The sequence below is a fragment of the Mesorhizobium liriopis genome, assembly GCF_024053505.1.
Classification (GTDB): domain Bacteria; phylum Pseudomonadota; class Alphaproteobacteria; order Rhizobiales; family Rhizobiaceae; genus Mesorhizobium_B; species Mesorhizobium_B liriopis.
In genome coordinates this window covers 93,922-112,537 of sequence record NZ_JAMXQS010000005.1, presented here as the reverse complement: position 1 = coordinate 112,537, position 18,616 = coordinate 93,922, and the positions used below count along the sequence as shown (strand labels likewise).

Sequence of the window (18,616 nt, the reverse complement as noted above, 5' to 3'; positions counted from 1 at the left end):
ATTGTGCGCGCAAGGAAACGAATGAGACTGTGGAACGGAGGCGTCAAGCCGGGATTGCGCCGGTAATCGTTGAGCAATGGGCTCAATGCCTGGAGACAATGCCGTGAACCGTCGCCGAATGATCACCACCCTTGCCGTGGCATCCGCCGCGCCTGCTGCCCTGATGGCAACGCGCGCGCTTGCACAGTCGGCCATGCCGATGGGCGAAGCGGAAAAGAAGCATGCCATGGAGACCAAAATGGTGGGCGGCCTTTCGCTCGCCACCAGCCGCGTTGCGGTCGAGAAGGCAAGCGACGCCATGGTCAAGGCGTTTGCGAACTGGGAAGTGGCCGAGCAGGAAACCATTGCCGACATTCTGAAATCGATGGAATCGGCTGACATGAAGGCAGAGGGCGCACTGCATCCGCCAAGCGAAGCGGAAGTCGAGGCGATGCTCGATGAGGCGGGCAAAAAGGCTTTGGCCGATCTCAATGCGGCAAGCGGCGCGGCATTCGACAAGGCCTATGTCACGGCACAGCTCGATGGCCACAAAAAGCTTCTGGCAATCCAGGAAGATTACCTCAAGGTCGGTCAGAACCGTGAGCATCTTTCCGTCACCAAGCTCGCACGCGGTCAGATCAAGGAACACATCGACCACCTGACCATGCTGCAGTCCAAAGCAGGCTGAGCTATTTCACAATCAAATTTAAAAGCTCGCCTCTAAATGTCGCGATACAGTTCGCGTGCGTTCCCGTGAAGGCAAGCTCGGTACGTATAAGCCCTCGGACTAGGTTTCGGCCTAGTCGGGGGCTTTTTGATTGGTCAAGCAGGCGTTGGAACAACCCACTCAGATTTCCATTTAAAGCGGCTTCCATTCTAGCATTCAAAGGAGACGGCACATGGCAAAAGAGAAGACGCTTGAGGATCTGTTCTACGACACGCTCAAGGACATCTATTATGCCGAGCGCAAGATTCTGAAGACCCTGCCGAAAATGGCCAAGGCCGCGCAGTCGCCGGAATTGAAGGCTGCGATCGAAAAGCATCGCGACCAGACCGAAGGCCAGATCGAGCGCCTGCAGGAAGTGTTCGAGATCTTCGGCAAGCGCGCCCAGGGCAAGACCTGCGAGGCGATCGAGGGGATCGTGGCGGAAGGCGAGGAAATCCTCGACGAGTACAAGGACACGGCAGCACTCGATGCGGGCATCATCTCCTCGACGCAGGCCGTGGAGCATTACGAGATCACGCGCTACGGCACGCTCAAGCGCTGGGCCGAGACGCTCGGCCTGCAGGATGCGGCCAAGCTGATCGACCAGAACCTGGCCGAGGAAAAGCAGACCGATGCCGACATGACCAAGCTCGCCGACACGGCCGTCAACCAGAAGGCGGCCTGAGGCTGAACTTCGCCAAAGAGCGCAACAAGCCGTAGCACCCTTTGAAGCCCGCGATCCATCTGGTTGGTCACGGATTTCAGGTTAATTCCAATGGGCAGGAATATGCGTTTTCGTCCAAATAAGCCCAATCATTCGTCCACACCTATATCTATAACTTAAGGTATTTCAAAATTCGCGAACTGGGCGGAAACTGGTCGCTTCGCTAGGTGTATCTCTCCGAGATATGCCTATGGCCCCTCGTTTCGCAGCCCGCAGCAAGGCTGTATCTAGTCTTCTCAACAGTTCAGGTCAGAAAGTCCTCAGCCTATGCAGACGGATGGAAGCAGTAAACGACTGATCGTTCGTAAAACAGCCAGTCGCAGAAACACTTTCACCTTCGGTGTCTGCAATTGAAGCATGCTTGGTTCTGCCGGCAGTCTAACTTGCTTCGGCTCGTCATAAGAGGCGCGATCCTCAGCGTTGTATTTTTGCCGTTGATTGGCTGCGAAGGTGAAGTGCGGCCAGTGGAGGTGCGGCACCCGCTTAGTGCTCCAAACGGACCCAACGATCCTCGCATTTCCCAATATGAAGAGAACGCCTATCAGATCTCGCAAGGTGGGCGCTACGCGCTGTGGTACGGCTGCGAAGTTTGCCACGGTCCCAATGCAAGCGGCGCCATGGATCTCATGGACGAGAACTGGCAGCATGGCAGCGGTTTCCATGAGATCCATGCATTCATTGCAGACGGCCATGTATCGTCTATCCCTCGGTATGACGCGCATATCCCCGAGGAGCAACTTTGGCAGCTCACGGCCTATGTGCGAAACCTGAAAAACATCGGCGTGGAAAAAAGGCGCCGGGAGGGGTTCGACCAGGTTCGCGAGCCACGGTTATCGCCATGAGACGGATGGTCTCGAGGGCTGTATGGCCTGCCGTGCTTCTGCCGCTCCCTCTTCTTTGCGGATGCTCCAGCACCCAGTCCCCGTTGTTTCCTGCCGGGCAGCAGGCCGCGAATTTGTACGACCTGCTTTTACTCATGAGCATGGTTTGCGGCACCATCTACGTTCTGGTGCTTGGGTTTCTCGTGTTGAGCCTCGTGCGAAAGCGGCGCGCTTCTGTTGCGCCCAACACGGTTGTGGCCCCTCCTGATAAAGGGCTTCGCCATGTGCTCGTCGTTTGGAGCGGGTTTATCATCGCAGCGCTCAGTGTTCTGGTGCTGGGCAGCTTTCTCGCCGATCGTGGTCTTGCCCGGATGCAGGATGCCGAGGTTCTTGATGTGAGGGTTAATGGTCATCAATGGTGGTGGCGCATCGCTTATCGCGAACCGGGAGGCACAAGTTGGATCGAAACGGCCAACGAATTGCATCTGCCGATTGATCGGACCACACGCATTCAGCTCGTTTCAGGCGATGTGATCCACAGTTTCTGGGTCCCTAACCTTGCGGGCAAGACGGATGTTGTTCCGGGGCGCAATAATTCGCTCGATCTCACACCCCGCAAGACTGGCTGGTTTCGCGGCCAGTGCGCCGAATATTGCGGGCTCCAGCACGCTCACATGGCGCTCGACGTGAAAGTCGATACGGCTGGGGAATTTGCGGCATGGATCGCACGCCAAAAAGAAACGGCTCATCCTCCAACCGGCGACGCTGTTGCGAGCCGGGGCTTAGCGCTCATTGAGACGGGCACATGTGGGCTCTGCCATACGATCCGGGGCACTGCTGCCCAAGGCAGAGCGGGACCAGATCTCACACATATTGCCTCGCGCCATTCGCTTGCCGCCGGTTCACTTCCGATGAGCCGTGGCGCCCTTCAAGGATGGATCGCCCAACCCCAAGCTGTGAAGCCCGGAACGCTCATGCCGTTCATTCCTCTTGAGCCAGCCGATTTGAACGCCATCGCTCATTATCTCGAGCAGCGGCAATGACTTTTGCACTTCAATCAAATGAGCCCAAGACGTCGGAACGGCACGCTCGTCTTGCCCAGACATGGGCTGACGCCCCCGGCATTTGGGGCTTCCTAACCACGGTGGACCATAAGCGGATCGCTGCGCGCTATATTCTAACCACCGTTGTCCTACTGTTCGCAGCCGGCATGCTGGCGCTCCACATGCGTCTTCAGCTTTCCTTCCCGGAACTGAAGGTGCTCGGGCCACAAGGCTATAACGAGGCCTTCTCACTCCATGGCTCGACCATGCTGTTTCTGGTTTCCGTGCCTGTGATGGAGGCCATGGGGATATGGCTCGTGCCCCTGATGCTGGGACAGCGCGCCTTGGCCTTTCCGAGGCTGGCTGCTTTCAGCTTCTGGCTCTATGTCGGTGGCGTCATGACGCTCTGGGTGTCGCATGCGCTCGACATCACGCCCGATCTCGGCTGGTTTGAATACCCACCACTCTCAGGATCCGCGTATTCGCCCGGGCACCGCGCCGACATCTGGGCGCAGATGATTACCTTCACCGAGGTCGCCGCACTTGCAGCATCGGTTAACATGGTGGCGACGATACTGAAGATGCGTCCGCCCGGCATGACGCTTGCGCGAATGCCGCTTTTTCTCTGGGCGATGTTGGTTGCTTCGCTGATGACCATATTCGCCATGCCGGCGGTGATGTTGGTAACAAGCATGCTGATATCCGATCGGCTGGTTTCAACGGTCTTCTTTGCCCCGACACAGGGCGGGGACATCCTGCTCTTCCAGCACCTGTTCTGGTTCTTCGGACATCCTGAAGTCTATATGATATTCATCCCAGCAGTCGGCTTCATCACTGCAATCGTAGAAACATTCTCGCGCAGGACGATCGTTGGCCACACGGCCATGGTTCTGTCGGTGGTAGCTATTGGTGTGCTCGCCTTTGGCCTGTGGGTGCATCACATGTTCGCGGTGGGGCTGCCCAAGCTCGGCAATTCTTTCTTTACTGCAGCCAGCCTGGCCATCGCCCTTCCGGCGGGCATCCAAGTTTTCTGCTGGATCGCGACCATCTGGAGCGGACGACCGCAGTTCTACACACCATTTCTGTGGGTGATAGGCTTCATCATCACCTTCGTGATGGGTGGTCTGTCCGGGGTCATGACCGCTTCGGCCCCACTCGATCTGCAGCTAACCGACACCTATTTCGTGGTTGCCCATTTTCACTATGTCTTGGTGGGCGGCGCGATTTTTCCGCTGCTTGGCGCGTTCTGCTACTGGTATCCCAAAGCTACTGGGCGGATGATGTCTGAACGCTGGGGGTGGGCGAGCTTTCTACTGATCGTCGGTGGCTTCAATCTCGGCTTCTTTCCGATGCACATTCTCGGACTGATGGGCATGCCGCGCCGTGTTTATACCTACGATCCGTCGCTCGGCTGGAGTACACTGAATATGGTCGCCACGCTGGGCTCGGCAATTGCCGTTCTGGGTGGGCTGATCTTCGTCGCCAATGCATTTCTCAGCCTCTGGCGTGGCGCGCCCGCTGGGCCTGACCCTTGGGGCGGCTCGACGCTGGAATGGGCCGCGTCCTCCCCGCCACCGCAGCATAATTTCGATTATACGCCGGTGGTGAACAGCATCGCGCCCCTGTGGAGCGAAGACCCTCTCAGGATGCTCGATGGTGTCGGCGTCAGTAGGCGTGAAGTGCTGGTCAGTTCGCTGGCGGAAGCACATCCCGAATATCGCCAGAAGAGCGCGCAACCCTCGATATGGCCACTCCTGGCAGCCATTGCAGTCAGCATCATGTTCATCGGCAGCATTTTCACACCCTGGGCCGTCGTTTGGGGATCTCTGCCGATCGCTGGGGCGCTCACGGCATGGTTCTGGCCGCAGCGTCCGCGCAGCAAAACCGGTCCTTTGCGGGTGCGCGTGTAATGGCGACACAGAAGGAAGTTTCCGTCGTCGGTTCTCTTGCCGACCTTCCCGACCATGCCAACGGCGCGCGCCACCTGGTGTGGTGGGGCAATCTCGGATTCATGCTGATTGAGGGAACCGGCTTTGCACTTGCGATCGCAGCCTATCTTTACGTCCTGAGTCACAGTAGCGCATGGCCGCCGGCGGGCGACGCGCTGCCCGATCTCGGATGGAGCGGCGTCTTCACGCTTGGACTGTTGCTAAGCGAGATCCCCAACCTTTGGCTGCTGCGCCAAGCGCGTGCCAAGAAGGAACAAGCGGTGCGGATCGGCATACTTTTGATGACCGTCATCGGCGTCGGGCTCACAGTCATACGCCTGCTTGAGTTCGGACATCTGAATGTTCGATGGAGCGCCGATGGCTATGGATCGATGGTTTGGCTGCTGATGGTACTGCACACCACACATGTGTTCACCGAACTGGGGGAAACAGCCGTTCAGGCGCTGTGGCTCTTTACGCATGAGGTGGGTGACAACCAGTTCTCGGATGTGGAGGATACCGCCAATTACTGGACCTTCGTGGTTCTGTTCTGGCTGCCCATTTATGGCTTGGTCTACTGGATGCCGAGACTGAGCTGAAGGATGGTCAACTTTTCCGCCAGAACCACGCTCGCCATCGCTCTACTGATGCCGCCACTTGCCTGGATAAGCTTTGAGTATGGGCTGGCGATATCGGTAAGTTCAGCTTGCGTCGCAGTTGGATCGTGGCTCGGTCCTCTCTGGGGAGCCGGCGCGTTTTTTGCCTGTCTTATTGGGGCTATCATTGCCCAGCGCTCCATTCGATTGGGCCGAGCTCAACAGAAGGAATTGAATCGCTGGCTCGGAAAAGTAGCGCTTTTGGGCTGCGGAGTATTTTCTCTCGCGATCCTTTTTCAAACCGTTGCCACGCTCATCGTGCCGCCATGTGTCAATTGAGCAGGCATCTACTTGTCGCTTTTCCCTTTTCATTGGCAACGGTGCCGGCACTTGCCCATGGCAGCCACATTCATTTACCCGAGAGCTTTCCCTGGACATGGGACATTTGGATCACGGGCCCGCTTGCACTGCTCCTTCTTGTCTTTGCGCGAGGTTGGTGGCGGCTGAGATCTCGTTCAGCGCGTGGTGTGCCGGTTTTACAGCGTCGCGCCGTGACATTTGGAACGGGCTTGGGGCTGCTTGCCGTCGCACTGATTTCGCCGATCCACGCGGCAGGCGAGCGCTCCTTTCTCGTGCATATGATCGAGCATGAGATCTTGATGCTGGCGGCGACGCCTCTTCTTGTGATGGCGGAGCCTTTGCCTGTTATGTTGTGGAGCTTTCCGCCCCGAGGTCGACGGCTTTTGGGACGAGCAGGAGCGATGCTAAGTCGATCGGATTGGTGGCGGATCCTGTCTAGCCCGATCGGCGCAACGGTGCTTCAGGCTGCTGCGCTCTGGCTGTGGCATGCGCCCACACTCTTCAACCAAGCGCTGCAAAGCGATGCTTGGCATATCGTGCAACACCTCAGCTTCATCCTGACCGCCGTGATGTTTTGGAATGCAATGCTTAGGTGGCGCGGCACTCATGCCGGAGATACGGCTGCCAAGATGTTGGCGGTCCTCTGCCTCGTAGTCACCTCGTTGGTTGGAGGCGCGCTCGGAGCCTTGATGGCTTTCGCTCAAAGTCCCTGGTATGCGGCCTATCTAAAACTCGGCCCTCCGCCTTTCGGCTTGACCGCGATGGAAGATCAGCAACTTGCTGGCCTCGTTATGTGGGTGCCAGGTGGCCTCATCCATGTGGGCGCAGCACTTGTTTTAATGCGCCATCTGCTGAGTTCGACGGCTTCAACACAAGGCACCCACGATGCCGTCTAGCGTCAGATTCATGCTTATTCTTTTCACTGTCGCCTTCTTGGCCGGGACGGTCTCGCTGTCTCTATTTTATATTCAAACAGAAAAAAGAACGCGGGTTGCTGCCGAGCAGGCGACTGGTGGTCACGCAGAAGCGGCGCAAGCTCTGATGTCCCACTATGGCTGCGGCAGCTGTCATGAAATTCCCGGCATTGCAAAAGCGAACGGAAAGGTCGGTCCGTCACTGGAAGGGTTTGCAGGACGCGCCGAAATCGCGGGCCTTCTTTCCAATCAGCCTAATAATCTCGTCTTCTGGCTCCGAGAGCCACAGAAAGTCAGTCCTGGGAATGGAATGCCGGATCAGGGTGTAACAGAAGGGGAGGCGCGAAACATGGCCGCCTATCTCTATACGCTCCAGTGACGGATGATCTGATTCAATAGGCTAGTTGCGCGCCAGTTGCAAAAATGCGGATTGTTACCTTTCACGGCCATCCTCGCCTCGCTCTTTGGCCTCATTGAATTTCCGCAAAGCTTCGGCATGCCATTCGTGGTCGATACTGCCTTCTTCTGCCTTGTGGTAATATTGGGAGCACACTAGCCATCCCTTGAGTGGGCGGAGCAGTGCTACGCACAATCCGATGGTGAGCGGCAATGTCACAAGCAGATGTGCCCACAGCGGCGGATCGAAAGTGAACTGAAACCAAAGCGCGAATGCGAGCGCCGGGACGGCCACAATCGACATGGAGAAGAAAGCGGGGCCATCTGCTGGATCTGCAAATGAATAATCGAGTCCGCACACTTCGCAACTGGGCGCGAGTTTGATCAGGCCTTTGAACAGATGACCGCGCTGACACTGCGGGCATCGGCCGAGAATGCCGGTAAGGACGGGATTTGTGGTCGGCTCTATTGGCTTCTGTTCCATTGTTGAACCATCTGCCTTCAGCTTGCTTGAGCCATGATCAGTAAGGCAACCGGCTAGGCCGTGTTCAGTTGCCAAATTGCCCAACCACTCGTTCGTGGATCAAGACCGCGAGAGTGACGAAGAGGCGGTCAAGTGGCTGGAACTGGTCACCAAGCGTTTGAGTGAGGTCGTCAGCAAGCATCGCCACGTGTGGGAGGAACTGCTCGTGTAGATGGCAACGCAACAAACGTGGCCCGCCGCATTGCGACAGCGGACCTCAGAAGGGCAGCTTTCCATCGATTTTGCCCAAAACCGGACGGTTCGCTTCCGGACTAGAACGTGCCATTCCGTTTTGCGCCAAGCTGCCATCCGGCTACAAGGATGGCGATTGCCAAATCCACCCAGCGATCTTTGGGTGTGCTGGTCGAATGCATCAGAGGGTCGGAAGGGGCGACACAGTTCTCGCAAACGATCAGGCGAGTTCAAGGCCATTTCTCGGGCCTTCCGGCCAGTCGTTCAGAGTGCCGCCGTATGGCCCCACGGATATGGTCACATAGGAGCCGCACGCGTTTTGTTTGTCGCGTGTCGCCATGCGTTAGCAACCATATGTCACCCGTGTGTATGACTGGAGCGTCCGGCACACGCACGAGCAGGGGATCGGCGTCGCCCAGAAAGCACGGTAGGAGCGAGATTCCCATTCCCGTGCGAGCGGCTTCAAACTGTGATCGCATTTCCGCAAACCGAATCGGCGCGGCGGCTATCCTGATTCCACCTCCCGGCTGCCAAGACGATGGCACGGTCTCGTTGACACCTAGCAACCACGCGGCGGGAGGCGCACGGTCCGTCAGGAGATCTCGATGGACATAGTACCCCGTATGGAAGGCGCCGAGCTTGGTGCCATAAAGGTTCTCTGGTGGGGTCCGAGCGCCAACGACCACGCGAAGCGCGACATCCGCTTCCCGGCTGCTCAAGTTGGCTAGTGACGTCGACCCGATCACTTCCAAAGCGATGTCGGGGTACATAGTCCTGAACGCTGCAAGGCTCGGCATCAACAGGTCCGTCGCGAACGACACAGGCAGCGTGAGCCGCAGCGGGCCGGATACGCTCTGATCGCGCCCGAAGATCCTGGCCTCGATCCCAGATGACGCCATAGCCATCTGCTTGGCCAGTTCTACGATGTCGGCCCCTGCATCGGTCAACCTGTAGCCGGACGGCAGCTTGTCGAAGAGCTTGGTATTGAGCCTTTCCTCCAAACGTCCAATGCCGCGAATGATCGTCGCGTGATTGACGGCGAGCGCGTCGGCCGCTGCACGCACCGTGCCGCCCTCAGCGACAGCTAGGAACATGCGAACTTCGTCCCAGTGATCTATGGTGCGTAATCTCACAGCCCTTATGCGGAGATGGCGAGTTTACGCGGAATCTCGTGACGGCCATACAGCCATCACTTGTCAATCGGTGCGAATGCACACCGCTCGGTCATCGAACATAAGCTGTATCACGTCATCGCAGGGAGACATCATGAGCATATTGCCTTTACTGAGAAGCGCAGCATTCGTCGTGCTGGCCTCAATCCCAGTGAACGCTTCTGCGCAGGCCCTGTCCGATCTCAAACCTTCGGCCGAGCCTCTTGTTCTTCAGAGCCAAGGCAGCTTCTTCGTCGGCGGCAGGGCTGTCGAGACAAAGAACGCCGGTTGGGGCGAGTTGAAGGATGTTTTCGGGGAGCCATTCGAAGCCGGCCGAGTCTTGGTCGATCAGATGTACGTTCAGTTCCAGTCGCCACCGAACCCATCCCATACGCCTATCGTTTTCATGCACGGTGGGCTCCTGTCTTCGAAACAGTGGGAGACCACACCCGACGGTCGTATGGGATGGTACGAGTACTTCACCCGTCAGGGCTTCCCGACATATCTTGCAGAGCAGACAGGTCGTGCACGCTCGGGGTTCAACGGGACGGTCTTCAATCAGGTTCGTGACGGGACCATACCCCCCGGCGAGCAGCCTCGGGTATTCCTCGGCATCTCCGAGATGGCCTGGAAAGTGTTCCGCTTCGGCCCAAAACTTGGTGAAGGTTGGCCCGATGTGCAGTTTCCACTGGATCATGTCGAAGAGTTCTACAAGCAGGTCATCCCGGACATGATCGAGACGCAGGTGCCGAGCCTGCTTGGCGAACTGGTCTCGCCGGAAACGAGCAACCCGACTGTCAATAACGTTGCTGCACTCGCGCATGACCTTGGCGGCGCCGTTCTAGTTGGTCATTCTCAATCGGCAGGTTTCCCGACCCAGGCTGTTCTGAAGCAGAAGGGCGGCATCAGGGGCATTATTCAGCTTGAGACCGGTTGCTTCTCCAATTTGGCCAAGGAGCAGGTAGAGATCTTGGCAAAGGTTCCGATCCTGGTGATGGTCGGCGATCGTCTTGGCGAACAGCCCGACGCAGCTTGCCTTAGGCAAATGGGTCAGATCAAGGCTGCAGGTGGCGATATGACATTCATCTCACTTCCGGAGACCAAGCTTAGGGGGAATAGCCACATGTTCATGCAAGACAAGAACAATCTTAAGGTCGCCGATATCCTGGTGAAGTGGGTAAGCCAGCACGTCGATAAGGGGAGCCGATAGTGGCTCCACGTGGGCCGCTCTGGTGTGTGTCGTGCCGGACTAGGTTAGTCTGGACGTGTTCTGGACATCACTTCTATCCGCAGTTCGGATAGTCGCATGGACCGCGTCGATGCGCTTCGAGCGTTCGTCCGTGTCGTCGAGAGCGGCAGCTTTTCGAAGGCAGCCCGCGATCTCGGCATCGGTCAACCATATGTCAGCAAGACGGTGGCGGCTATCGAAGCGCGACTCGGGGTGCAGCTTCTTACCCGCACTTCGCGAGCTTTAAGGGTGACCCCCGCGGGACTAGACTATTACGATTCCGTGCGTCAGCTTCTGGACGCCTTCACGGCAGCGGAGGAGCGCGTGACGAGCGGACAGATCGCCCCGTCCGGCCTCGTACGTATCACCTCATCGCCCGCATTCGCACGTATGTTCGTTGTTCCAAAGCTCGGCGAGTTCCGGGCCCGCTATCCTGAAGTAATGATCGAGATAAGTGTCTCGGGCTCTCAAGTAGATTTGATAGGTCAAGGCATGGATGTTGCAATCCGCATCGGGCAGCTGGCCGATTCCTCTCTGACTGCTCGGCGTATTGGCACGATGAGGATGATGACGGTCGCATCCGCCGAATACGTACGCGAGCGTGGCCGACCGGAGAGGCCTGCCGACCTTGTCGGGCACGAGAAGATTGCCTACGTCTTCCATGGCGAAGCCATTGGTTGGCAATTCAACTCGCCGGATTGCGAACTGATGGTCGATTCTGCTGGCTTTTTTCGCACCAACGACGCTGAGCACTTGCGCGGCGCTGTGATGGCTGGCCTTGGAGTCGCGCACAGCGGAAGCTGGATTTTCGCCGACGCCCTGGCGGATGGAGATGTGATCGAGCTTCTCTCTCAATACGCGCCCCCACCTTCTCCCATCCACGCGTTGTCAGCATCCGGCCGCCGCATGCCGTCTCGCGTTCGCCTCTTCGTGGACTTCCTTGCGGAAATCTGTGCGCGCGAGCCGGAACTGCGACTGGAACGGTGAAGTGATTGCCTACCCGTTGAAGGGCTCTGCGACGGCCGTCGGGCCGTCGCAGAGCCTGACCGGTCTACGCGACCTTTCCAACGCCCAGACCGTCAAGCACTGGTAGGAGTTCCGAAGGTTCGGGACGCTTTGTATAGTCGGGATTGATTTCTGCGAAGGCGATAGTGCCGTCTGTGCCAATCACGTAGCGCGCCGGCATCGGCAGTACCCAGTCCGGGTTGTCGTTGATGCGTGGTAGCTCGTTGCCGAAGCTCTTGTAGACTTCGATGAGGTCGTCTGGCAGCGTGAAGCGGATACCGAACGCGCCGGCAAGATCCGAGTTGGTATCGCTTAGAATTGGGAAGCTGAGTTCGTTGCCGCGCTTTGACTTGCGGCTGTTGGCTTGGCTTTGCGGGGAGACAGCAACGAGCCTCGCGCCACGTGCCTCGATCGCAAGTCGCTCGGCTTCGAGGGCTTTTAGGTCCTCGTTGCAGAATGGGCACCAGACACCGCGATAGAAGGTCAGAACCAGTGGTCCCAAGGCTAGAAGATCGCGCGAAGAGATCGTCTCGCCGTCAGCGTCCTTAAGTTCGAAAGTAGGAGCTCTGTCGCCAGCCTTCAAAGCTCGGTCTGCTTGGCCGCTTTCGATCAGTGACTTCGTGGCACGCGCCATGATTGCGAGTTGCTCAGTAGTCGGGCGTAGGGGGAACCGGCCATTCTCAAAGGCATCCTTGATCGTGTCGAGCTTGTCCTGCAGTTTCATGCCATTCGTCCTCGTTCGGGTTTCGATGCCGACGAGATACGCAGCTGACCAGCACTAAGGAAACGGGTTGAAAGCTCATACAAACTATTCCGCAGAGGCATGCTGAAGTGGGCGCGAGAGTGTCCTCTGCGCCGATGACGAACTAGTCGCAACGTGCCATTCGGCAGGAGCGTCCAGCACCTAGTCTGCCCGATGGGCCGAGTGCTGTTTCCGATATTGTCTACGGCGGGGAAGGAGTCCGGAGCAGACGGCAGCTTTAAATGATCGGGCGCTTGTAGATAGACAATCCGTTCTCGGCCCAATCGCCACTGCTGCCGAGGCGTGAGAGGGCGATATTTTGAGTTTAGGATGCCTTCAGAATCCGGAACCCGTCGATTTCTTCGAACACCGGTAAGTCGGGCCAGCGCTGCATGTCGTGCAGGATGACCAGCCGGCTTAGGTCACCAGCGATATCATAGTTGATACGATCGAAAGTCTTGAGCTGATCCCAGACACTGCCCTCAAGGGCGCACGGTGTTCGTTGTCGGCGCGGTCAAAACTATCTGTCATTTGCGTCCTCCTCACGGGATCAGGCGATCGGTGCGAAGGCGCGCGAAAAGATCGAAGAACGCATCGTCCGTCGGTTGGTAGGCGGTGAAGCCGAGACGCCGGCTCTTGCTCATGTCGGTGACGACTTCGATCGGCCGCCCGAGATCTGCATCGGTGTGCCAGGGCGAGGCTAGGCGCGACAGGTCCGGCTCGGCAAGGCCGTCGCGCTCGGCAATCTTCCGCCAGACAGGCGCGTCATCTTTCATCTGTTCTTCGAGAGGCTGAATCGTGCCGTCGAAGGGTGCGGGTTCAAGCTCGAACCATTCGGCGATTTGTGCCCACATCCATTTCCAGCGGAAGACATCCCCATTGACGATGTTGAAGTCCTCGTTTGTCGCCTCGGGCGTGGTCGCGGCCCAGAGAAGCTGGCGTGCCAGCTGCCGCGCGTCCGTCATGTCCGTCAGCCCGTTCCACTGTGCGTACGAGCCGGGAAAGCGGAATGGTCGGCCCATTTCTCGGCAAAGCGTGGCATAAACGGCAAGCGTCGTGCCCATGTTCATGGCATTGCCCACCGCCTTGCCGATCACGGTGTGCGGGCGGTGAACGCTCCAGCGGAAGCCATCGCGCTTCGCAGCCGCGAACACTTCGTCCTCTTGCGCATAGTAGAAGTTTGCCACATCGAGGCGGCCCTGGGCTTCGCGAAAGGGCGTCTGGGGCAAAATACCCTTGCCATAGGCTTCGAACGGCCCGAGGTAATGCTTGAGGCCTGTGACCAGCGCGACATGGCGCGCCGGTGTCGCAGACGACCTCAGGCCATCGAGCAGGTTCCTGACCATGGCGGCATTGACGCGGATATTCTCGGCCTCCGAATCCTGACGAAGCCAAGTGGTGATGAAGACGGCGTCGGGCTTCAGTCTCTGCAGAGCGATTGTCGTAGCTTGTGCATCCTGGAGGTCTGCGGCGATCGGCTCAACGCCGTCCTGCGCAAGCGGGCGACGCGCAAGCCCGTAGACAGTCCATCCGTTCTCCAGCAGAAGCGTAGCCGTTGCGCTGCCGACGATGCCGCTTGCACCCACCACCAAGGCTGTTTTTGACATAGGTTGTTCCTTCTCGACAGAACGCGAGCTAGGCACGAAGGCATGCAACGTCCAGAAGGCACCATTTGGTGACCCGGCAGGAGAAGGAGCCTTTCAATGCAACAGGGCACGCCTGACGAGGAGTGGCGTGAGGACTGCGGGCCGCGCCGGGTCCTCGAACTGTTTGCGACGAAATGGACGAGCATGATCCTGCACACGCTTCATGTCCGCCATGGCGGCACGGCGAGAACGGGAGTGCTTCTGCGCAGCCTGCCCGGCATCTCCAAGAAAATGCTGACGCAAACGCTGCGTGAACTGGAGGCGAGCGGACTTTTGACGCGGCATGTTCAAAGCACCATGCCGCCAGCGGTGGAGTATCACCTGAGCGAACTGGGACAACGCTTCGTTGAGCCCGTCGAAATGCTTTATGCCTGGGGTCGGCGAAACGCCGATGCACTCGACCAGATGGGTGCCCGGCCATCCTCGCGTCGGAACTGAGCGTACCTCGCGCGGTCCAACTCGTCTGCAACTTGACTGGCCATCATGCGGTAGGAACTGTTCAGATGGTGGGGCCTCGCGATGGGTTCGACCCAGCGCGCAAGTGCGCAGAGGAATGTCCGCATATCGGCATACTCATTGCGTCAGGCTTAGCCGATCCGGGACCGGGCGATATCCCCGAGGGCGCCATCTTTCTTCGCAAGCCGTTCAGTGCTGACGTGGTGCACGAGCGGGTGAAGCAGCTTCTACCGGATGGATAGTTACCTGAGCCTCCATGAGGCTGACCTTGCGTGGACCGCGCCGAACGCCAGACAGGCCAGTCACAGGTCAAAGAATTAGGCCGGGGAAGCTGCTTGAACACGAACGTCTGCAATTTGGGCCTGGGCTCTCCCGTCAACGCGGCTAGGCGTTCGGAACAGCCGGGCCGGCACCGTCCCGCACCTCCCATCAAGTCTCCTGCCTAGCGGCGGTGGGAGGGCTTCGAGGATCGATCTCCGCAGTGGCTCGAGTACGCATCGACCGATCGCCTACGAAGACTTTCCAACCCAGCGTCGATCCCGCAGCGGCAAGGAGTATGGCGCCGACGCCGAGGCTCTGGACGAGCCCGAGACGCTGCCCGAAGGCGACAAAGTCGACCATGAGCGCGACGATCGGATAGATAAAAGACAAGGCGCCCGTCAGGCTCGTCGGTAGCTTCTGGATGGCGCCATAGAGGAGGACATACATCAGGCCAGTGTGGACGATGCCGAGCATGAGCAGCCACAGCCAGCCCGTTGGATCAACAGGCAGAGCCGAGAAGTCCGCGAAAGGCGCGAGCATTAGAATGCCAACCGAAACTTGGATCAGCGCGATAAGGTGGGGTGGCACGTCTTTGAGCGCCTTGGCAACGATCGCCGCGAGCGCATAGAGAAAAGCGGCGCAGAGCGCGTAGGCCACGCCCACCAGGTAGCCGCCGGTTTCGCCTCCAGCGTTTGGGCGCCCCTCCACGATGGCGAGCATACCGGCAAAGGCAACAACGAGCCAAAGGACCTTCGCCAGGCTCGGCCGCTCGCCGACGACAAGGGCGCCCAGCGCCACCAGCATGAATGGCTGCGTATTGTAGGCGGCAGTCGCAATCGAGATCGAGGCCAGCGGGTAGGCTGCGAATAGAAACAGCCAGTTTGACACGATGGCGACCCCGCCGAGCGCTGCAAGCCCTGCCTTTCCCCACGTAATGACCCTACCCTTGAGCAAGCCAAGCGTAGCGCAGACGAGGAGAAGAGTGGCCGCCCCGACGGCGCACCGCCAGAAGACGACATTCACAAGCGGTTGCTTGGACAAGACGACAACAAGTCCGATGGTGCCGGAAATGACCATGGCCGCCGTCATCTCAGCGATGCCCTGCGTTCGCGTTTCGACCATTGGAGGGTGTCCGTTGAGGTTGCGCTGCTATTGTGCCGGGACAGGTGCAGGTGTTCTATATGAGATATGAGGCGTAGCGCTGCCTCGCCCTGTTAATCTCAGGTAAAACGGGAGTGTTGCCTCATCATGACTGCTCTGCTCGACGAGAATGACCGCCGCATTCTCCGTGCGCTCGCTGACGACGCACGTTTGTCCTTGAAGGAACTGGCCATGCGCGCCGGCCTGTCGTCGCCCAGCACCTCAGAGCGGCTAAAGCGTCTTGAGGAGCGCGGCATTCTCCGAACCTTCTCGCTGGACATTGACCCTCAGGCGCTTGGCTACACGCTTCAAGCTATGGTCCGCATCCGCCCGCTACCGGGCAAGCTGCACGCCGTGCAACGGCTGATTGAGGAAATTCCGCAGGTGGTCGAATGCGACAAGGTCACAGGCGAGGACTGCTTCTTCGCGCGGATGCACTTGCGTAGCATTGATCAGCTCGATGAGATCTTGGATCGTATCGCCGACAAGGCGGAAACGCATACGGCAATCGTAAAGTCACAACCAGTACGACGCCGCATGCTGCCACTAGACTGAAGCGCGCCTCAGAAGCGGTTTCAGAGCAGGCATCATTAGGATCAGGGCTGCTATGTGATATTCAAATGGTCTCGAACAGCGAGCCTCATATCGGAGTGGAGTGAGGGAAGGACGAACGTCTTGGAAAGGATCGTTAGACGAACGTCAGCATTCGCTCGACGGTCGTCTGAAATCGGACAGTCCGCTTTCGGCCCAGTTCCTGCCGTTCCACTCTGCGCCTCATTCCAGCCACTCCGGCTGATTTAAAAATGTCTCGAAAACTGTCATTGCTGGGGTCGGTAGGAATAAAGAAGCAGGGTGGAACTAATGAACTGAACTGCCGCATTGAGGATGCCACCCAACAACGTGGAAAAGAAAAGCCCGCTGTGGAGGAGGTTCAGCGGGCTTCTACTGGGGATACGGCGCAGGAGGAGGATACACCGCATTAGTTATCGGCAACTCACCTGGGAGGAAAAGATGGCCGACGCACAGAGTCTAAGCCGATAGCGATTGGTGCAAAGCACAAATTTGCATGCTGCGCTGGCTATACTGTTGCAGATGAATGCTACTCGCGAATACCGCGGAAAGCCGCTGGGCCAATTATGTGGAAATCCTCGCTTCGGTCTGTAACCAGCGACGAGAGCCGCGTAAGCCTAGTGGATGACTGCCGGCACATTCGAATGGGTGGACGGAGCATCGAAGGCCACTCTGGAAAACTGGTGGTAAGCTACCCAGCCGGCTACCACGCAGAGACCGATCTTCAACAGCAGCGCGACGGTCACATAAGGACGTCGTTTGGCTTCCAGTTCCGGCGTGCCGTTGTTCCACTTATCAAGCCGGGGCAAGAGGGGCATCAGTTAGCCTCCGTTTCGGAGGCTTCGGCGTCAGCGCTGTTCCTAATCGCACCGACGCGGGAAAACCCCCATACGGATACAAAGAAGAAAGCAACAACGACGAATGATAGAAACGCCAGGATGATTGTACGGGTATGGTTCATTGACCAGTATACCGCTCTCAGCGTGTCTTATGTGTGTCTCGCTTTTCAATCTTCAGATCGGGGAGGTCGGGACGCTTTGATTTGATGCCGGCATCTTTCAACGCCGTGTAACCCACCCTTCTTAAAAGCGCGTCCGTTTTTGCCCGCTCTTTATCCAGCGGGCTCCTGCCTCTCGCCTTCGGCATCCTACCTTGTCCCTTAGCTTAGCGAACCCGCTATGCTATTCCTGCCCGAGCCTGATGCAGTTCATCGTCGCTCATCAGTATCGTGCCACCGACGTGATCAGGTCCCAGTGCACCATAGGGGATCTCAAGGTAATTGACGCTGTGCGATGATGTTTGGCCCATCGACGAAAGAAACCGAGGTTCGGAGTTTACGACATAGGACCCGGCAGGAAGCTCCTGCCCGGTACGTGGCAGGGTGTAGGGCTTGTGCAGCACAAGGTCCTTGCGGCTTGCATAGCTCATGGGTGATCCTTCGGGCAGACTTGGACCTGAGCCGAAGTCGGCTCAGCATCGCGCTGCCGGGTGAAGCATATACGGGATATGACCGAGATGCACGTGACATCGGCCGATGGTGTATCAGTCGAAACGCTGCATAACGGAGATGAGGGCCTCCAAACGGTTCTCAGAACGCCGTAACCAGTTGCCCGTATCGTCTTCCCAGGCAGGTGCTTCGCCCTGGCTACGAGTGATTCGAAGCCTGCCCCTTTGCATGTCTTCAATATCCTTGCGCGTGCAAATGATCTCTCGCTGTAGGGCATCGCGTTGGTAGGCCCATAGGTCGCTCATGCTGATCCTCCGCTTACCATTTGACACACCTGAGCACCTGAGCGCGACGATAGCAAATTAAAGGTCACGCATGCTCGACATCCGGGAGATCCCGCTTGGTCCGAACATGACGTTGATCTTTGCGCGCAGTTGGAAGGTCGGCGAGAACTGATCCTCTCGTCATGCTGACAGCCATGCGCAGCGAGATAGTGTTGAAGCGCGTGCCGCTCAACGTTTGGCCGAAGGTGGACAAAGGGCTGAAATTGCCGACGAAGGTAGACCCAGAACCGGAAGGCTACGATGGGTAAACGTCCGACTGCTTATCAATTGGTATGGGAACAATATGCGAACGCGGTGTCGTCCTTATGCTTCACCGTAAAAAGGGCTCCGGATAGGAAGAGGGGTGGTCCGGTCTGAAGCTCTTCACGTCTCGGGACAACAGGCCCGGCGCCTGCCTCGGGGGTTGATAGGTACGGCGCCGGGTTGTCCGCCGGCCACAGCTTG

21 protein-coding genes are annotated in these 18,616 nt (G+C 58.1%); 13 read left to right on the top strand and 8 right to left on the bottom strand.

What is annotated here, in order from left to right:
* Nucleotides 1-103: 103 nt before the first annotated feature.
* The 9 genes from NGM99_RS10545 (at nucleotide 104) to NGM99_RS10505 (ending at nucleotide 7,450) form a co-directional block, all read left to right on the top strand.
* Nucleotides 104-667, top strand: a complete 564-nt coding sequence (locus tag NGM99_RS10545) for a DUF4142 domain-containing protein (protein WP_252818700.1) — start codon at nucleotides 104-106, stop codon at nucleotides 665-667.
* A gap of 211 nt (nucleotides 668-878) precedes the next feature.
* Nucleotides 879-1,370, top strand: a complete 492-nt coding sequence (locus tag NGM99_RS10540) for a YciE/YciF ferroxidase family protein (protein WP_252818698.1) — start codon at nucleotides 879-881, stop codon at nucleotides 1,368-1,370.
* Nucleotides 1,371-1,792: 422 nt separating this feature from the next.
* On the top strand, nucleotides 1,793-2,251 hold the full coding sequence (locus tag NGM99_RS10535; RefSeq protein ID WP_252818696.1) for a c-type cytochrome: 459 nt from the start codon (nucleotides 1,793-1,795) through the stop codon (nucleotides 2,249-2,251).
* Nucleotides 2,248-3,273 carry a cytochrome c oxidase subunit II gene (coxB, locus tag NGM99_RS10530; RefSeq protein WP_353937402.1) on the top strand — a complete coding sequence of 342 codons (1,026 nt, stop codon included), beginning with the start codon at nucleotides 2,248-2,250 and terminating at the stop codon, nucleotides 3,271-3,273. The genes NGM99_RS10535 and coxB overlap by 4 nt, the downstream gene beginning before the upstream one ends.
* Nucleotides 3,270-5,183 (top strand): cbb3-type cytochrome c oxidase subunit I, encoded by a 1,914-nt coding sequence (locus NGM99_RS10525; RefSeq protein WP_252818692.1) that lies wholly within the window; start codon nucleotides 3,270-3,272, stop codon nucleotides 5,181-5,183. Before coxB ends, NGM99_RS10525 begins: the two co-directional genes overlap by 4 nt.
* Nucleotides 5,183-5,800, top strand: a complete 618-nt coding sequence (locus tag NGM99_RS10520) for a cytochrome c oxidase subunit 3 (protein WP_252818690.1) — start codon at nucleotides 5,183-5,185, stop codon at nucleotides 5,798-5,800. The genes NGM99_RS10525 and NGM99_RS10520 overlap by 1 nt, the downstream gene beginning before the upstream one ends.
* A gap of 3 nt (nucleotides 5,801-5,803) precedes the next feature.
* Nucleotides 5,804-6,136: a hypothetical protein gene (locus NGM99_RS10515; protein WP_252818688.1), complete on the top strand. Its 333-nt coding sequence runs from the start codon at nucleotides 5,804-5,806 to the stop codon at nucleotides 6,134-6,136.
* Nucleotides 6,124-7,053: a cytochrome c oxidase assembly protein gene (locus NGM99_RS10510; protein WP_252818669.1), complete on the top strand. Its 930-nt coding sequence runs from the start codon at nucleotides 6,124-6,126 to the stop codon at nucleotides 7,051-7,053. Before NGM99_RS10515 ends, NGM99_RS10510 begins: the two co-directional genes overlap by 13 nt.
* Before the next feature lie 10 nt (nucleotides 7,054-7,063).
* Entirely contained in the window at nucleotides 7,064-7,450 is a 387-nt protein-coding gene (locus tag NGM99_RS10505) for a c-type cytochrome (protein ID WP_252818667.1), read from the top strand.
* Between the two features lie 54 nt (nucleotides 7,451-7,504).
* On the opposite strand, the gene NGM99_RS10500 is transcribed toward NGM99_RS10505, so the two are convergent.
* Both NGM99_RS10500 and NGM99_RS10495 read right to left on the bottom strand, forming a co-directional pair.
* Nucleotides 7,505-7,951, bottom strand: coding sequence for a DUF983 domain-containing protein (locus tag NGM99_RS10500; RefSeq protein WP_252818664.1), 447 nt, complete (start codon nucleotides 7,949-7,951; stop codon nucleotides 7,505-7,507).
* A 461-nt stretch (nucleotides 7,952-8,412) separates the two neighbouring features.
* Nucleotides 8,413-9,315: a LysR family transcriptional regulator gene (locus tag NGM99_RS10495; RefSeq protein ID WP_353937401.1), complete on the bottom strand. Its 903-nt coding sequence runs from the start codon at nucleotides 9,313-9,315 to the stop codon at nucleotides 8,413-8,415.
* 133 nt (nucleotides 9,316-9,448) lie between these two features.
* Here NGM99_RS10495 and NGM99_RS10490 point away from each other — a divergent pair, with 133 nt between their 5' ends.
* Together NGM99_RS10490 and NGM99_RS10485 are read left to right on the top strand one after the other, a co-directional pair.
* Complete coding sequence (locus NGM99_RS10490) at nucleotides 9,449-10,543, top strand: alpha/beta hydrolase family protein (RefSeq protein WP_252818661.1); 1,095 nt, start codon at nucleotides 9,449-9,451, stop codon at nucleotides 10,541-10,543.
* Nucleotides 10,544-10,639: 96 nt separating this feature from the next.
* The gene (locus tag NGM99_RS10485; protein WP_252818659.1) at nucleotides 10,640-11,548 is read left to right on the top strand and encodes a LysR family transcriptional regulator; all 909 of its coding nucleotides are present in this window, start codon (nucleotides 10,640-10,642) and stop codon (nucleotides 11,546-11,548) included.
* Between the two features lie 64 nt (nucleotides 11,549-11,612).
* Here NGM99_RS10485 and NGM99_RS10480 read toward each other — a convergent pair whose 3' ends face one another.
* Together NGM99_RS10480 and NGM99_RS10475 are read right to left on the bottom strand one after the other, a co-directional pair.
* On the bottom strand, nucleotides 11,613-12,290 hold the full coding sequence (locus NGM99_RS10480) for a peroxiredoxin-like family protein (RefSeq protein ID WP_252818656.1): 678 nt from the start codon (nucleotides 12,288-12,290) through the stop codon (nucleotides 11,613-11,615).
* Between the two features lie 560 nt (nucleotides 12,291-12,850).
* Nucleotides 12,851-13,915, bottom strand: a complete 1,065-nt coding sequence (locus NGM99_RS10475; RefSeq protein WP_252818654.1) for an SDR family oxidoreductase — start codon at nucleotides 13,913-13,915, stop codon at nucleotides 12,851-12,853.
* A gap of 96 nt (nucleotides 13,916-14,011) precedes the next feature.
* On the opposite strand from NGM99_RS10475, the gene NGM99_RS10470 reads away from it, so the two are divergent.
* Nucleotides 14,012-14,392: a winged helix-turn-helix transcriptional regulator gene (locus NGM99_RS10470; RefSeq protein ID WP_252818652.1), complete on the top strand. Its 381-nt coding sequence runs from the start codon at nucleotides 14,012-14,014 to the stop codon at nucleotides 14,390-14,392.
* Between the two features lie 447 nt (nucleotides 14,393-14,839).
* On the opposite strand, the gene NGM99_RS10465 is transcribed toward NGM99_RS10470, so the two are convergent.
* Nucleotides 14,840-15,760, bottom strand: coding sequence for a DMT family transporter (locus NGM99_RS10465; protein ID WP_252818650.1), 921 nt, complete (start codon nucleotides 15,758-15,760; stop codon nucleotides 14,840-14,842).
* A gap of 168 nt (nucleotides 15,761-15,928) precedes the next feature.
* Here NGM99_RS10465 and NGM99_RS10460 point away from each other — a divergent pair, with 168 nt between their 5' ends.
* A complete protein-coding gene (locus NGM99_RS10460) occupies nucleotides 15,929-16,366 on the top strand; it encodes an Lrp/AsnC family transcriptional regulator (RefSeq protein ID WP_252819184.1) in 438 nt (145 codons plus the stop codon).
* A 632-nt stretch (nucleotides 16,367-16,998) separates the two neighbouring features.
* Here the strand turns inward: NGM99_RS10460 and NGM99_RS10455 are convergent.
* The 3 genes from NGM99_RS10455 to NGM99_RS10445 form a co-directional block, all read right to left on the bottom strand.
* Nucleotides 16,999-17,199, bottom strand: coding sequence for a hypothetical protein (locus tag NGM99_RS10455; RefSeq protein WP_252818648.1), 201 nt, complete (start codon nucleotides 17,197-17,199; stop codon nucleotides 16,999-17,001).
* A 358-nt stretch (nucleotides 17,200-17,557) separates the two neighbouring features.
* Nucleotides 17,558-17,809, bottom strand: a complete 252-nt coding sequence (locus NGM99_RS10450; protein WP_252818646.1) for a hypothetical protein — start codon at nucleotides 17,807-17,809, stop codon at nucleotides 17,558-17,560.
* A 114-nt stretch (nucleotides 17,810-17,923) separates the two neighbouring features.
* Nucleotides 17,924-18,133 (bottom strand): hypothetical protein, encoded by a 210-nt coding sequence (locus NGM99_RS10445; RefSeq protein ID WP_252818644.1) that lies wholly within the window; start codon nucleotides 18,131-18,133, stop codon nucleotides 17,924-17,926.
* Nucleotides 18,134-18,616: the final 483 nt, after the last annotated feature.

Excerpts from the sequence above, each read along its gene's own strand:
- NGM99_RS10540 (WP_252818698.1), top strand. The coding sequence starts at position 879 with ATGGCAAAAGAGAAGACGCTTGAGGATCTGTTCTACGACACGCTCAAG.
- coxB (WP_353937402.1), top strand. The coding sequence starts at position 2,248 with ATGAGACGGATGGTCTCGAGGGCTGTATGGCCTGCCGTGCTTCTGCCG.
- NGM99_RS10525 (WP_252818692.1), top strand. The coding sequence starts at position 3,270 with ATGACTTTTGCACTTCAATCAAATGAGCCCAAGACGTCGGAACGGCAC.
- NGM99_RS10520 (WP_252818690.1), top strand. The coding sequence starts at position 5,183 with ATGGCGACACAGAAGGAAGTTTCCGTCGTCGGTTCTCTTGCCGACCTT.
- NGM99_RS10515 (WP_252818688.1), top strand. The coding sequence starts at position 5,804 with ATGGTCAACTTTTCCGCCAGAACCACGCTCGCCATCGCTCTACTGATG.
- NGM99_RS10510 (WP_252818669.1), top strand. The coding sequence starts at position 6,124 with ATGTGTCAATTGAGCAGGCATCTACTTGTCGCTTTTCCCTTTTCATTG.
- NGM99_RS10505 (WP_252818667.1), top strand. The coding sequence starts at position 7,064 with ATGCTTATTCTTTTCACTGTCGCCTTCTTGGCCGGGACGGTCTCGCTG.
- NGM99_RS10500 (WP_252818664.1), bottom strand. The coding sequence starts at position 7,951 with ATGGAACAGAAGCCAATAGAGCCGACCACAAATCCCGTCCTTACCGGC.
- NGM99_RS10490 (WP_252818661.1), top strand. The coding sequence starts at position 9,449 with ATGAGCATATTGCCTTTACTGAGAAGCGCAGCATTCGTCGTGCTGGCC.
- NGM99_RS10485 (WP_252818659.1), top strand. The coding sequence starts at position 10,640 with ATGGACCGCGTCGATGCGCTTCGAGCGTTCGTCCGTGTCGTCGAGAGC.
- NGM99_RS10480 (WP_252818656.1), bottom strand. The coding sequence starts at position 12,290 with ATGAAACTGCAGGACAAGCTCGACACGATCAAGGATGCCTTTGAGAAT.
- NGM99_RS10475 (WP_252818654.1), bottom strand. The coding sequence starts at position 13,915 with ATGTCAAAAACAGCCTTGGTGGTGGGTGCAAGCGGCATCGTCGGCAGC.
- NGM99_RS10470 (WP_252818652.1), top strand. The coding sequence starts at position 14,012 with ATGCAACAGGGCACGCCTGACGAGGAGTGGCGTGAGGACTGCGGGCCG.
- NGM99_RS10465 (WP_252818650.1), bottom strand. The coding sequence starts at position 15,760 with ATGACGGCGGCCATGGTCATTTCCGGCACCATCGGACTTGTTGTCGTC.
- NGM99_RS10455 (WP_252818648.1), bottom strand. The coding sequence starts at position 17,199 with ATGCCCCTCTTGCCCCGGCTTGATAAGTGGAACAACGGCACGCCGGAA.
- NGM99_RS10450 (WP_252818646.1), bottom strand. The coding sequence starts at position 17,809 with ATGAGCTATGCAAGCCGCAAGGACCTTGTGCTGCACAAGCCCTACACC.
- NGM99_RS10445 (WP_252818644.1), bottom strand. The coding sequence starts at position 18,133 with ATGAGCGACCTATGGGCCTACCAACGCGATGCCCTACAGCGAGAGATC.